This window comes from Streptomyces sp. ISL-36, assembly GCF_018614205.1.
In the GTDB taxonomy this organism is placed as follows: Bacteria; Actinomycetota; Actinomycetes; order Streptomycetales; family Streptomycetaceae; genus Streptomyces.
The window spans coordinates 1-13,190 of sequence record NZ_JAGGOS010000114.1; the positions used below are offsets into that span (position 1 = coordinate 1).

The following is a 13,190-nucleotide window of genomic DNA, read 5'->3' on the forward strand; positions in this document are numbered from 1 at the left end:
GAGGCCCGGGAGGCGCTGCGCGGGGTGCTGGCGAGGCTCCCGGCGGCGCTGCGTGACCGACGACCGCTGCCCGCTCCCGTGGAGGCGGCGGCGCGGCGCCTGGACCGGGAGTGACCGCTCACGCTGTGACACCGAGAGTGACCGCTCGCCGCCTCTCGCCACGGGCGCCGGCCCGGCACCAGCGTGGCGGCGCCATCACGATGGCGGCGCCAGGACGGTCGAAGGGTGACCGCACCTTGTCCGATTCGTCCCCCTGTTCTCGGGGTACCTGCGCCACATGATCACCATTGGGGTCGAGGAAGAATACTTGCTGCTTGATCCGGACACCTGCCTGCCGGTACCGCTCGCGGACCGGGTGCGGGCGGCGGCCGGTCTGGAGCCGATCGTCGACGACGCCGAGCTCCAGTCGGAGCTGCTGCAGGCCCAGGTGGAGGTCGCGACACCCGTCTGCACCGACCTGGAGGAGGTCGGCGGTCACCTGCTGCGACTGCGACACGCCCTCGGCACGGCGGCGGAGCGGAACGGCTGCCGGCTCGCCGCCTGCGCGACGGCCCCGTACCGGGAGGCGGCCCCCGTTCCGGTCACCCGTAAGGCGCGCTACCTGGCGATGCGCTCCCAGGCCCCGCAGCTCGTCGCCGAGCAGCTGGTCAACGGGATGCACGTCCACGCGGCCGTGCCGGACCGGGAGATGGGCGTCGCCGTCCTGAACCGTATCCGGGTCTGGCTGCCGACCCTGGTGGCCATGTCGGCGAACTCGCCCCTGTGGGACGGCAAGGACACCGGTTTCGCGAGCTGGCGCACGGTGATCTTCGGCCGCTGGCCGGTCAGCGGCCCGCCGCCCCGCTTCGACTCGCTCGCGGACCACGAACGGCGTGTCCAGTCACTCCTGGACACCGGCATCATCACCGACACCGGCCAGCTGTACTGGCAGGCCCGCCTGTCCGACCGGTACCCGACCGTCGAGGTGCGCTGCGCGGATGTGCAGCTGCGCGCCGACACGGCGGTGATGTTCGCCGGGATCGTCCGCGCGCTGATCGCCACCGCCATTCGCGAGGAGAAGACGGGTGGCCCGCTTCCGCAGCTCCCGACCGAGCTGCTGCAGGCGTCGAACTGGCACGCCGCACGGCACGGGCTGAGCGGCCTCCTGGTCGACCCGGCCGGCCGGGCGCGCCGGGCGGGTGACGTGCTGTGCATGCTGCTCGACCACATCACCCCCGCCCTCGACGAGGCGGGCGACACCCGTGAGGTGACCTCGCTGCTGCACCGGCTCCTCCAGGAGGGCACCCCGGCGGACCGGCAACGCCGCGCACTGGCGGAGGGCGGTCTGCCGGCCCTCACGGAACTGATCACGGGCGAGACGGTCACTCCCTGACACCACGCCCCCGCACCGCCGCGCCGCTACGGGGGCGGGTCACGAGATGAGCGAGCGGCCGGTCGGCGCCAGCCGGAGCAGTTGGGGTGGCGCGGTCCGTTCTCCCGCGACGTCCCGCCCTACGTCTCCCTCGACGTCCCGCTCGACGCCCGGAAGGATCTTCCCTGCGAGGGGGTGGGCCCGGACTTCGGCGAGGTGGCGGCGGTACGCACGTTCGTCGGGGTACGAGGTGAAGATCGCGGCGACGTTCTCGCCGGTACGGACCGGCAGCCTGGCGAACGTGTTGTGCGCGTCCTCGGTGGTCAGGAAGGCGAGCGGCGCGGGCCCGGTCTCCCGGAGCGCGGGGAGGAGACCGTCCTGGATCCGCGCGACGCCGTCGTGCCGTCCGGGAGGGAAGGACCACAAGGTGGCGGCCACGAACCGGTCCGGTGCCGGAGCTCCGACCGGGGAACGCCCGGAGGGGAAGACGGTGAAACCGCTCCCGTCCTGCGCGGGGCGCAGGAGGAGGACGTCGTCGGAGTCGATCATGGTGTCGTTCGCCTGCGGGCCGTGCTCGGCCCAGACGGGACCGCCGTAGAAGTCCGTGAGCGCGCGATGGCGTGCCGCCATGTCCCGGAATCCGCGCAACCAGACGAAACGGTCCGGATCGTCGAGGTCCCGGAACTGCCCGAGCACCGTCATTCCCACTTCTTCCTGCGTTTCGACGAACTCCCGGTCGAACAGCTCGATGAGCTCGTCGCGCCGGCCGGGACGCAGCGTGTACTGGCGAAGCTCGATCACGGCCGGGGGGCCGACGGGGTCGTTGGGCACAGCGGGGCTCCTGTTCATCGCTCTCCGGGCAGCGGCGCCCGGCCCTTTCGGCCGAGCGGGGATGCGGATCGACGGTAGGGGGACCGTGTGACAGGTGCTGTCAGGGTTTCCGGCGAGAATGCGCGCATGTCTGCCAGTCGACTGCTGTCGGTGCTGCTGTTGCTGCAATCGCGGGGCCGCATGTCCGCGCAAGGGATCGCCGACGAGCTGGGAGTGTCCGTGCGCACCACCTACCGTGACCTGGCGCGCCTACAGGCCACCGGGGTCCCGATCTATGCGGAGCCGGGCCGCGGGGGCGGCTACCAGCTGATCGACGGCTACCGCACCCGCCTCACCGGGATGAGCGAGGGCGAGGCGCGGGCCCTGTTCTTCGCCGGTCTGCCCGGGCCCGCCGCCGATCTGGGACTCGCGGCCGAGGTGTCGGCGGCCCGACTGAAGCTCCTCGCCGCTCTGCCGACGGGCCTGCGCGAGGAGGCCGCGCGGGTCGCGGCGGTGTTCCACCTGGACGCCCCCGGCTGGTACCGAGAGCCCGAACGGACACCGCATCTCCCCTTGTTCGTCGACGCGGTGCTCACCCGCCGTGCGGTGGACGTCCGCTACCGCCGCTGGCGCGCCCCGCAGGAAGTGAACCGCCGCCTCCACCCCTACGGCCTCGTGCTCAAGTCCGGTACCTGGTACGTCGTGGCCGCCACGGACAAGGGGATCGCGACCTACCGCGTCGCCCAGGTCCTCGATGCGGTACGGGGCGACGAGCTGTTCGACCGGCCGGAGGATTTCGACCTGGGCGCGTACTGGGCCTCCTACCTCGATGACTTCCGGGCGCGCCGTTACTCCGGCACCGCCACCGTCCGCCTCTCCCCTCGGGGACGCCGGCGCCTGCCCGACAACGTCCCTCCGGAGGTGGTCCGAGCGGTCGACTCCACCGCCACCGCCGTCGGCGACGACGGCTGGGTCGAGGCGGTCATCCCGATCGAGGGCACCGAGCACGCCTGCGGCGAGCTGCTGCGGCTCGGCGGAGACGTCGAGGTCGTCGCCCCGGCCGAACTCCGCCGGGCCATGTCCGCCACCGTGGAGACCCTCGCCCTCGCCTACGGCCTCCGCTGACGCCGGAGCGCCCAGGCGGCGGGCCGACGCCGGACCACCCCGGCGGCGGGCCGGTCCGGGCTCCGCGGTGGCGATGTCGGCCGGTTCACGCACGCGCCGCCGGCGTGAGGGAGATGTTCCAGAATTCGGCGTAGCGGCCACCGCGGCGCAACAGCTCGTCGTGGCTGCCTTCCTCCACGGTCCGGCCGCCGTCCAGGAAGACGATGCGGTCGGCGCGTCGGACGGTCTGCATCCGGTGTGCGACCATCACCACCGTCCGCCCTGCCATCAGGCGCTCGATGCCCTCGTGGACGGCCGCCTCGTTCACCGGGTCCAGTGCGGAGGTCACCTCGTCCAGCAGCACGATGGGCGCGTTCTTCAGCAGCGCTCGCGCGATCGAGACACGCTGGCGTTCACCACCCGACAGCAGGGCGCCGCCCTCGCCGACATTCGTCGCCCATCCGCCGGGCAGTCGCTCGATCACCTCGTCCAGCCGCGCGGCGGTCGCCGCCGCCCGGACCTCGGCTTCGTCGGCGTCGGGGCGGCCGAGGCGTACGTTCTCCTCGATGGTGCCGTCGAAGAGACGGACGTCCTGGAAGACAACGGCGATCTGCGCCATCAACACGTCCGTGCTGATCGCGCGCACGTCCACACCCCCCACACGTACCGCGCCCGCGTCCACGTCGTGGAACCGTGCGAGCAGCTGGAGCAGTGTGCTCTTCCCCGCACCCGACGGCCCGACCACGGCAAGCCGCTGTCCCTGCGGCACGGACAACGACGCGTTGTCGATCACGGTGCGCTCGCCGTGCCGAAAGACGACGGACTCGAACTCCAGGTCATGTCCTGCCGGCTGGACCGGTTCGCGAGGTTCCGGTAGCGGCTCGGTGCGCAACACCGTGTCGAGTCGCATCAACTCCGCACGCGCTCCGCGCAGTTGGCCACCGATGTCCGCCAGCGACAGCAGCGGATCGGCGCTGCGTGCGGCCAGCACCAGGATCGCCAGGACCTCTGCCGTACCGATGTCCCCACCGAGCGCGAGGGAGGCGCCGAGGGCCAGCACCACGGTGAACGTCACCTGCACCGCGAGCGTCAAGCCCACCACGCCGGGCAGCGCAGACAGCGTCGAACGGCGGGACGCGCGCTGGACCTGCCGCAGCGAGTCGTCGAGAAACCGGAAGCGTTCGGCGGTCCGGCCGCCGGCCCGCAGCACCGGCTGGGCCTGGAGATATTCGATGACTCGCCCGGTGGCCTCCCGGTCGCGTGCGGCGCGCTCCGCGTCGCCTGCGGCCATCGAGCGTCCCGTCCGGATCTGGATCGCCGCCACGACCGGTGCGGCGACCAAGGCGGCCAGCCCCAGCTGCCACTGGAAGGCCAGCATCACGACCACGATCGTCAGGGGCGTCACACAGGCGGAGACGAACGGTGCCAGCAGATGCGCGATCGTGCTCATCGCCTGCAGAACGCCGCGACTGGCCAGGACGGACACCTCCCCGACACGGCTCGGGCCGTACCAGCCGAGGGGCAGGCGGGCCAGATGATCGCCGAGCCGGTGGTACACACCCCGCAACAGCGTGGTGCCGGTGTGGAAGCCGGACAGATCGCTGATGTAGCGCAGCGCCGCGTAGAGCGCGACGGCGGCGCCGAACGCGCTCAGCCAGGGCCAGGCATCGGAGGGCGTGCTCTCGAACAGTGCCCGCAGCACGGGGACCAGCAGTGCGTAGGACAAGCCCTCGGCCATCGCGGTCGCCGTCATGAGGGCCACGGTGCGACGCACCGGCGGGGCGTACTCGTGGCCGAGGACGCGCAGCAGCATTCGTATCATCGGGGCTCGTCTCCTCGCAGTACGCCACCGTGGGCTTCGGCCTCGGCGGGCGTCGCCGGCCGGTGGGTTCGCCAGAACGCGGCGAACTTGCGGTTCCGTGCCAGCAGTTCGGCGGGCGGGCCGCTCTCGACGATCGACCCGTTCTCCAGCATCACGACGGTGTCGGCGTCGGCGACCGTCTCCAGGCGGTGGGCGATGACCAGGATCGTCCGCTCGCCCTCCAGCGCCGCCAGGGCCCGGCGCACCGCCTGTTCGGTCTGCGGGTCGGCGAAGGCGGTCGCCTCGTCGAGCACCAGAACGGGCGTATCGGCCAGCAGGGCGCGTGCGAGCGAGATCCGCTGCGCCTCGCCGCCCGACAGTCCGGCATCCTCACCGATCACCGAGTCGTAGCCGCGCGGCAGTTCAAGAATTCGATCAGGCATGTGCGCCAGCCGGGCGGCACGCACCACATCTTCTCTGTCGGCATGGGGTACCGCCAGCGCGATGTTGTCCGCGACGGACGCGCGCAGCAGGCGCACGTCCTGGAAGACGAAGGAGACCATCCGGTAGAGCTCCCGGCTGCCGAGCTCGCGCAGATCGACACCGCCCAGGGCGACCGAACCATGGGTCGGGTCGAAGAACCGCGGCAACAGCTGGACCAGCGTGGACTTTCCGCTGCCCGACGGCCCGACGATCGCGGTGACCGTCCCCGGCTCGAGCACCAGGTCGATCCCGCGCAGCACCTCCTGACCGTCGTCGTAACCGAAGCGAACGTCACGCAGTTCCACCCGGTGTCCCTGGGGTGCGAGCGGGCGGGCGGGCTCCGGTAGTGACGGCACCTCGAGTACGTCCCGGATCCGGCCGACGGCGCGCCGGGCGGCCTGCATGTCGTCGAAGCCGTGGCCGAGGGCCGCCACCGGAGCGGTCAGGCCGAGTCCGAGTAGCAGGAAGGGCAGGAGGTCGGCCGGGGCCATGCCACCGGCGCTGATCAGGGCAGTACCGCCGATCAGCACGACCAGCAGCACGAACGGCGGCGACAGCGCCACCTGCATCCCGGCGGCGATCCCGGCCAGACCGCGGACCATCCGGAAGAAGCTGCCGACGAAATCCTCCACGGCCGTGAGGAATCTACGGTGGACGCGCTCGCTTCCACCGAACACCTTGACCACCGAGATGCCCTGGACGAACTCGACCGCCGAACTCGCGATCCGCCCCATCGCCGCGTCGAACTCCTTCTGCTCGCGCAGCCGGGTCGGAGTCATCATCAGCGGAACCAGCGCCGCTGCCAGCGCCACCGGGATCATCGTGATCAGTGTCAGCCGCCAGTCGACGGTGAACAGGTAGATCAGCGACACCAGCGGAACCGCGAAGGCGGAGACGAGCTCGCCGGGGGCGTGGGCGATGAACGGGTGCACGGCGCTCACGTCCTCCCCCACCACCTTGGCCAGCTCGCCGGTCCGGCGTCGGGCGAACCAGCCGATCGGCACCCGCCCCAGCCGCGCGGCCAGTCGTCGGCGGAACGACAGTTGCACCTGACCGTCGAGGACATGCCCGATTCCGGTCGACGCGGCCGTGAACAGCAGACGGACGAACAGGCCGGCCGCACCCGCGATCACCACGATCCGGACGTGACCGTGATCGATCGGGCCGGGCGACAACAGCGCACGCCCGAGTTCGACGACCGCCAACAGCGGCGCCAGACCTGCGAGAGCGCCGATGACCTGCAGGATCACCACGGCGGCGAAACTCCGGGCATGGGGGCGCAGCAGCCCTGCCACGGTGTGTCCCGCCGCCGCGAGGTCGGCGTCCGGTGGTGGTGTGGACCGTTCCCTCGCCTGGGCGGGGTCGGTGATGGTCATCGTTCTCCCGTCTTCGTCCATCTGGTCGCGACCGGGCCCGTGATCGAGCCGCTGGTCGTACTCCACGGGCCGGTCGACCGACGGCGTCGAGCGGCAGGTGGCCGCTCGACGCCGTCGGTGCGGATGCCCGCTGTGACCTCACGCCGTCGGTGCGAGGCCCGCTGTGACCTCACGCCGCCGGTGCGAGGCCCGCTATGACGTCACTCGGCCATGGCGCGGCGCAGGGCGGCACCGATTTCGGCGAGCTGCCGCTGCGATACGTCGGCGGACAGGATGGCCTGCGAGCCGTGGAAGGTGCCGGGCCACTGGTGCAGCTCGACGGAGACACCCGCCTGCAGCAGGCGCAGCGCGTAGTCGATGCCTTCGTCGCGGTTGGGGTCGAACTCCGCGGTGGCGATGTAGGCGGGTGGCAGGCCGGACAGGTCGGTGGCCCGTGCCGGTGCGGCGTACGGGGTGGCGGACCGGTCGCCCAGGTAGTGCCCGAGCGCCGCGGCGCGTACGGCGCGATTGTTCCAGGGTGTGTCGGTGAAGTTCCGCGCCGACCACGTCTGTTGCCGGTCGTCGAGGATGGCTTCGTTGAGCAGCTGGAAGCGGATCGGCGGCCCCTGCTGGTCGCGCGCCCGCAAGGCCACCGCGGCCGCGAGGTTCGCGCCGGCACTGTGGCCGGCGACCGCGATCCGCTCCGGGTCGATGCCGAGCTCGGCCGCCTGCTCGGCCGTCCAGTTCAGTACGGCGTAGGCGTCGTCCAGGGCTGCCGGGAAGGGGTTCTCGGGGGCCAGTCGGTAACCCACCGAGATCACCGTCGCGCCGGAGGAGGACGCGATCCGGGCGGCCCAGTGGTGATCGGTGTCCAGGTCGCCGAAGACCCAGCCGCCGCCGTGCAGCCAGATGACGGCGCCTTGTGCGTGTTGTGGACGGTAGATCCGTACCGCCACGTCCGGATCGGCGGGAACCGTGTGGTCCTGTATCTCCATTCCTGTCGCGTCCGCTGCCGGCCTCGCGGCGGCCAGCTCGGCGAAGGTCTTGCGGTAGGCGACCGGGTCGGCCAGGTCGACCTTGGGGAACAGCGGGACGAATGCTTCGAGTTCGGGGTCCATGTCGGCCATCCTCACGGCCGCCCCCGCGTTGTTCATCCGACACCCGTCGGGCATCCGGCTCCGATCACGCGCCGATCGGCGCTCAACCTCCGGCCGTGGAGGCCCTATCCTCCTGGGATGGAGGCACTGGCCGTACGGCTGTCGGGACTGGATTCGCAGGTCGAAGGCGCGATCCGCGTCGTCATGTTCTACGACACACTGATGCGCCGACGGGTGGATCTCCCGGCACTCGCCCGGGCCTCGGCGGGTCTGGCCGAGTGTGCGGCCGGGATTCGGCTCCACGGCACGGGGCAGGTGATCCGCATGGCGCCCGACGGCAGGCCGGCGCCCACGCCACCGCCCTCGGCGTCCAGTGCGGCGCCGATCATCCTCGACGACGAGGAGATCGGCACGGTGTGGCTGGAACGCCCCGGTCCGCCCGGCCCGCTCGACGAAGCGCTGCTCGACCGGCTCGCCATCGCCGCCGCGGCGGTCGCCGAGCGGTACGGCCCGGCCCGCACCACCATGGCCGACCCCGCCCTCGTCGAACTGGTGATCAGCTCCGACAGCGACGAGGCGGCCAGAGCACGGGCGTTGCGCCTCCTGGGTTTCTCCGCCGACTCGCCGGTCCGGGTCGTCGCCGTGCACGCACAGCTGCCGCTGGACCAGCTCGGCGGTCTGCTCTGCCCGGCCCGCCCGGTGAAGGCGGCGGCAATCGCCGACGTGGGGGTCATCCTGGCCGCCACCCTCGACCCGACCCGGTTTCCGCCGGGCGTACGCGCGGGCATCGGGACCGCCGAAAGCCCCGACCTGGCCTGGCAGCAGGCCCGCACCGCCCTCCGCTTCACCACCCCACGCCGGCCGGTCGTCCACTACGCCGGCCTGGGGGCGTTGGCGCTGCTCGCCCAGGTGCCCCGGGACGCCGCGCGGGACAACGCCGACGTGGCCGCGATCGCCCGCATCGCCGGCGCCGCCCCGGAGGATCTGGAGACGCTGGACGCCTACTGCACCACCGGTTCCCTGCGCCGGGCCGCCGACCGTCTCCACCTGCACCACAGCAGCGTCGCCCGCCGACTCGAACAGATCGGCAAGAGTCTGGGCGTCGAACTGACCGAGCCCTCCGGCCTGTTGCGGGCCAGGCTCGCCCTGACGACGTGGCAGCTCCTCGACGGCTGAGAAAGACCCGCTCGGAGCACGGCGGCGTCGCGGTGCGGGCTGGGGAGGTCAGGCGGGCTGTGCGGCCGGCCCCTTCGCCGCAGGCACGGTGTCCGGATCCGGGTCGGGGTCGGGGAGCCGGGCAGGGCGCGGTGCGGACGCGCGCCTGCGGACGGCGGTGCGGACGGTTGCCGCCGTCGCCTCCGGGACACGGTCCGAGACCGCGACACGCGCGAACGGCGACGCGTCCGGGTGGAGGTCGAGACAGGCCACCGGCCCTCGTCGCGGGCGGATGGCGACGAAGTCCTTCACCCCCGCCGCTTCCCTGACGCCGAGGCACAGCACGTCCGGGATCCAGGCGCCCCGGCTCGGCGTTCCGCGCAGGACGCGCCACCAGGACGGTTCGACCTGGACCTTGTCCACCGCCCGGAGCGGGACGTGCACGTTGCCCCGCCGCGCGGCGGCCTTCTCCCACCACGACAGCCGGACCACCAGTTCCTCCCCCTGGATGACCAGGCGCGCCATGATCGAGACACCTCCTCACACTCCGTTCCTCTTCCTTTTAGTAACTCCTTTCCCTTGCATTGACAATCGAAGACTGAGGTCCTATGGGTGGTGGAGGGACTTTCCGCACCTCGGCTCGCGCGGCCGCAGGAGAGGAGGCGGGAGGAGATGACAGGGCAGAACGCGGAGCGAGACCCCTATGCGGTGCTCGGCATCCCGTCGACGGCGTCCGCTCGCCAGATCACCGCGGCCTATCGCCGGCTGGTGCGGAGCCTGCATCCCGACACGGCCCCCCAAGGGCCGGGCGGGCACGAACATCTCACCACCGTGGTGGCCGCGTACGAGGTGCTCCACGACCCCACCGGCGCGCCTCGTACGACCGCGCCTCCCTCGACCGCGCCTCCCTCGACCGCGCCTCCCTCCACCACGCCTCCCGCGACGCCCTGCGGGAGGAGCGGCCGTCGCCCCGAAGCGGGCCGGTGGCGGTCATCGTTCACCACATCCGCGCCCCCGCCGTTCGCGTGGGCGGCGCCCCGACCGGGACGCCCTGGCCCACGGAACCCCTCCACGTACGCCCGTACTCCTCTCGCCCGGAGCCTCGAAGCTCGGACCTGTTCGACCCGCTCGACCGCCCGCTCGATCAGCTGCTGCGCTGGGTATGGGGGATGGGTCCCAGATCCTGAGGCGCGGTCCCGTCAGGGCGTGCCGCGCTGGGCCGTGCTGTCGCGGCGCAGCCGGTCGGCCTCGTGGACGAGGCGGTCGACGTTCTCGGCGAGGTCGGGGCGCGCGGCCCGCAGGTGGTCGCGGGTGTCGGCCAGCGGATCGACGAGCGCGGCGGCGTCGTTGTCGGCGAGGGCGCGGTCCAGTTCGGCGAGGGGGGCGCGTGCCCCGTCCGGGAGACCGGGGAGATCGGTGAGAGCGGTGATCTGACCGGCGAGCCGGCGGAGGTCGGCCGCGTGGTCCCGGGCCCAGGTGACGACGGCACGATCGGCGGCGCGCCGGTCGCGGGTTGCCTTCACGCGCTGTTCGGCGGTGGTTCCGTCGGCACCGGGCCGGAGTCTGAGGTAGCGCCGTTCGGCGGCCTGGCGGCTGGCGACTCCGAGCGGGTGGGCGAGATCGGCCCAGCTGGCGCCGGCCTCGCGAGCCGCCTCGATCAGGGTCGACTCCCAGCTGCCGAGTTCGTCGCGTACCTGGCGCAGCAGCAGGAGCGAGGCGAGGGCCTGCTCCGGGCCGCTCGTGTCGGCCACGGCGGTGGGCACGTCGGGGTCGGCGGCGTGCACGGCGCGCAGGGCCGCGTCGATGGTGTCGAGCGCCGCCGCGGCGGCGAGGAAGGACTCCGGACCGGTACGGACCCGCGCCCCCGGACCCCGCCGGTCGCTGCGTCGCCCTTCACGGCTCTGGTCGCTCGCGGTCATGGGACCCCCTCAGGTCTCGTCATCCTCGCGATGACGGGAGAAGTTGTCATCACTTGGATGACATGTTACAACGGTGTCAGGTGAAGCGCATTGGCAGGTACTGCCTGAACCGATGGAGGTGTTTCGCGATGTTGATGCGCACCGACCCCTTCCGTGAACTGGACCGGCTGAGCCGGCTGCTGGAGCCCGGCACCTGGTCGAGGCCTTCCGCGATGCCGATGGACGCCTACCGGAAGGGCGACGAGTTCGTCGTCGCCTTCGATCTGCCCGGCGTCTCCCCGGACGCGATCGAGATCGACGTCGAACGGAACATGCTGACCGTGAAGGCGGAGCGGCGTCCGGTCGCGGACACGGACGATGTCCAGATGGAGCTCTCCGAGCGGCCGCTGGGCGCCTTCTCCCGCCAGATCATGCTGGCCGACACGCTCGACACGGAGCGCATCGCCGCGGACTACGACGCGGGTGTCCTCACCCTGCGCATCCCGATCGCCGAGCGCGCCAAGCCACGCAAGATCAGCATCGGTACGTCGGAACACAAGGAGATCAGCGGCTGAACGAGCCGCGCCGACCGTGCGGGCGGTGGAGGCGGCCCCCCGCCCTTCCCCGCCCGGCCCTCCGCCTCCTCGGAGGGGTGGCAGCGACGCCCATGACAGATCCCGCGCCGCTTGGTTCCGGAGAAGGTGGCTGAATCTCCCACAAAGGGGGTACCGCCGAGGTGATCGAGGGGGGCCATCGCGGGGGGCCATCGCAGAGAGGCGGTCGTGAAGATGATGGCAACGCACCGTACGGCGGGTGCCTCGCGCACCCCGGTCCAGCAGGCGGCGCTTCTGGTAGGCGCCGTGTTCCTGCTGGTGGGGGTCCTCGGATTCATCCCGGGCATCACCACGGACTACGACACCCTGAAGTTCGCCGAGCACCACTCCGACGCGAAGCTGCTGGGCGTCTTCCAGGTGTCGATCCTCCACAACCTCGTGCATCTGCTCTTCGGTTTCGCGGGAATCGCCATGGCCGGGGCCGCCTCCACCGCCCGCACCTTCCTGATCGGTGGCGGTGTCATCTACCTGGTGCTGTGGCTGTACGGCCTGCTCATCGACCGGGACAGCGGCGCCAACTTCGTCCCCGTCAACACGGCTGACAACTGGCTGCACCTGGCCCTCGGCCTGGCCATGGTCGCCCTCGGCGTCCTCCTGGGCCGCGCACACCGCCCCGCGAGGAGGTGAACCACCATGACGGTGCAGGATCACCGAAGGCTGGTCCCGCGTGTGGCGGACCCCGGCCACGTGGTGCGGCAGGGAGCGCATGACCAGATCCTGGGTCTGCTGATGCTGGCGGCGGCGGCAGTGCTGGTGCTGTGGCCGATGGCCACCCAGGACGGCCCGAAGGACGCCCAGGTCAATGAGGTGTTCGTCGGCCTGGTGGTGCTGTTCCTCGCCGGCAAACGGATCTACCGCGGCAGCGGGCTCCGGTCCGATGCCGTGATCGGCCTGGCGGGTGTGTGGATGATCGCCTCCCCGTTCGTCCTGGAGGCCCAGGACACCGCCGTTCACACGGCGAATCGCGTCGTCGACATCGCCGCCGGCAGCGTCCTGGTCGTCCTCAGCCTGCTGTCGGTGCTGCTCGTGCGTCTGGACCGGAAGCGCCGGCCGGGCGGGCACACCCGTTAGCCGACCGCACGCCGGTCAGCCGGCGGCGCGCCAGACGATCAGGGCCGAGGCGGCGGCCAGGGCCGCCGCCCCCGTCAGCGTGGTGGCCACCAGGCGTCGGCGCAGGAGGTCATAGCGGTCGCTGTACTCGCCACGCAGCTGGTGCGCGCGGGCGACGGTGTCCCGCAGCATCTGGCGGCGCAGCGCGAGGTGTTCCCCGGCGAAGAGCCGGGCGACCTCGGCCTGTTCGTCGGGGCCCAGCCAGGCCAGCCGACGGGCGAAGACGAGGCCGGCGCGGGCCGCGTCCGCCTTCACCCGTTGGCTGAGCAGGTATCCCTCCAGGCGGGCGATGCCCTCGGTCGCGTCCGCCGCCAGGAGCGTCTCGGCGGTGGCCGGACCGTGCGGATCGTGGTGGCCCTCGGGCCTCTCATCCCCCTCCTGCGGTTCCGGCGGGTCGGCCGGGGAGCGCATC

General features: G+C 72.0%; 13 protein-coding genes and 1 pseudogene. 7 read left to right on the forward strand and 7 right to left on the reverse strand.

Annotation, left to right across the window (positions count from 1 at the left end; genetic code table 11):
• The first annotated feature begins 277 nt into the window (after positions 1 to 277).
• Positions 278 to 1,372 carry a glutamate--cysteine ligase gene (locus tag J7E93_RS27365; protein WP_215072636.1) on the forward strand — a complete coding sequence of 365 codons (1,095 nt, stop codon included), beginning with the start codon at positions 278 to 280 and terminating at the stop codon, positions 1,370 to 1,372.
• Between the two features lie 39 nt (positions 1,373 to 1,411).
• Here J7E93_RS27365 and J7E93_RS27370 read toward each other — a convergent pair whose 3' ends face one another.
• Positions 1,412 to 2,182 carry an NIPSNAP family protein gene (locus J7E93_RS27370; protein WP_308368802.1) on the reverse strand — a complete coding sequence of 257 codons (771 nt, stop codon included), beginning with the start codon at positions 2,180 to 2,182 and terminating at the stop codon, positions 1,412 to 1,414.
• Between the two features lie 126 nt (positions 2,183 to 2,308).
• Between J7E93_RS27370 and J7E93_RS27375 the strand changes: the two genes are divergently transcribed.
• The gene (locus J7E93_RS27375; RefSeq protein WP_215072638.1) at positions 2,309 to 3,286 is read left to right on the forward strand and encodes a YafY family protein; all 978 of its coding nucleotides are present in this window, start codon (positions 2,309 to 2,311) and stop codon (positions 3,284 to 3,286) included.
• Positions 3,287 to 3,371: 85 nt separating this feature from the next.
• Here J7E93_RS27375 and J7E93_RS27380 read toward each other — a convergent pair whose 3' ends face one another.
• The 3 genes from J7E93_RS27380 to J7E93_RS27390 form a co-directional block, all read right to left on the reverse strand.
• A complete protein-coding gene (locus J7E93_RS27380) occupies positions 3,372 to 5,087 on the reverse strand; it encodes an ABC transporter ATP-binding protein (RefSeq protein ID WP_215072639.1) in 1,716 nt (571 codons plus the stop codon).
• Positions 5,084 to 6,844 carry an ABC transporter ATP-binding protein gene (locus tag J7E93_RS27385; RefSeq protein ID WP_374105440.1) on the reverse strand — a complete coding sequence of 587 codons (1,761 nt, stop codon included), beginning with the start codon at positions 6,842 to 6,844 and terminating at the stop codon, positions 5,084 to 5,086. The genes J7E93_RS27380 and J7E93_RS27385 overlap by 4 nt, the downstream gene beginning before the upstream one ends.
• Before the next feature lie 281 nt (positions 6,845 to 7,125).
• Entirely contained in the window at positions 7,126 to 8,022 is an 897-nt protein-coding gene (locus J7E93_RS27390) for an alpha/beta hydrolase (RefSeq protein WP_215072641.1), read from the reverse strand.
• Positions 8,023 to 8,139: 117 nt separating this feature from the next.
• Between J7E93_RS27390 and J7E93_RS27395 the strand changes: the two genes are divergently transcribed.
• Positions 8,140 to 9,177, forward strand: coding sequence for a helix-turn-helix domain-containing protein (locus J7E93_RS27395; RefSeq protein WP_215072642.1), 1,038 nt, complete (start codon positions 8,140 to 8,142; stop codon positions 9,175 to 9,177).
• Between the two features lie 48 nt (positions 9,178 to 9,225).
• On the opposite strand, the gene J7E93_RS27400 is transcribed toward J7E93_RS27395, so the two are convergent.
• Positions 9,226 to 9,681, reverse strand: coding sequence for a hypothetical protein (locus tag J7E93_RS27400; protein WP_215072643.1), 456 nt, complete (start codon positions 9,679 to 9,681; stop codon positions 9,226 to 9,228).
• A gap of 147 nt (positions 9,682 to 9,828) precedes the next feature.
• Here J7E93_RS27400 and J7E93_RS27405 point away from each other — a divergent pair.
• Positions 9,829 to 9,963, forward strand: a pseudogene (locus tag J7E93_RS27405) (J domain-containing protein); the annotation flags it as partial.
• Positions 9,964 to 10,355: 392 nt separating this feature from the next.
• Here J7E93_RS27405 and J7E93_RS27410 read toward each other — a convergent pair.
• Positions 10,356 to 11,075, reverse strand: coding sequence for a type III effector protein (locus tag J7E93_RS27410; RefSeq protein WP_215072644.1), 720 nt, complete (start codon positions 11,073 to 11,075; stop codon positions 10,356 to 10,358).
• A 128-nt stretch (positions 11,076 to 11,203) separates the two neighbouring features.
• Here J7E93_RS27410 and J7E93_RS27415 point away from each other — a divergent pair, with 128 nt between their 5' ends.
• From J7E93_RS27415 to J7E93_RS27425, 3 genes are all read left to right on the forward strand, one after another.
• A complete protein-coding gene (locus J7E93_RS27415) occupies positions 11,204 to 11,629 on the forward strand; it encodes an Hsp20/alpha crystallin family protein (protein ID WP_215072645.1) in 426 nt (141 codons plus the stop codon).
• Positions 11,630 to 11,845: 216 nt separating this feature from the next.
• Complete coding sequence (locus tag J7E93_RS27420; RefSeq protein WP_215072688.1) at positions 11,846 to 12,295, forward strand: DUF4383 domain-containing protein; 450 nt, start codon at positions 11,846 to 11,848, stop codon at positions 12,293 to 12,295.
• Positions 12,296 to 12,301: 6 nt separating this feature from the next.
• Positions 12,302 to 12,739, forward strand: coding sequence for a hypothetical protein (locus J7E93_RS27425; protein ID WP_215072646.1), 438 nt, complete (start codon positions 12,302 to 12,304; stop codon positions 12,737 to 12,739).
• 15 nt (positions 12,740 to 12,754) lie between these two features.
• On the opposite strand, the gene J7E93_RS27430 is transcribed toward J7E93_RS27425, so the two are convergent.
• Entirely contained in the window at positions 12,755 to 13,189 is a 435-nt protein-coding gene (locus J7E93_RS27430; protein WP_251067176.1) for a hypothetical protein, read from the reverse strand.
• Between the last annotated feature and the right edge of the window lies 1 nt (position 13,190).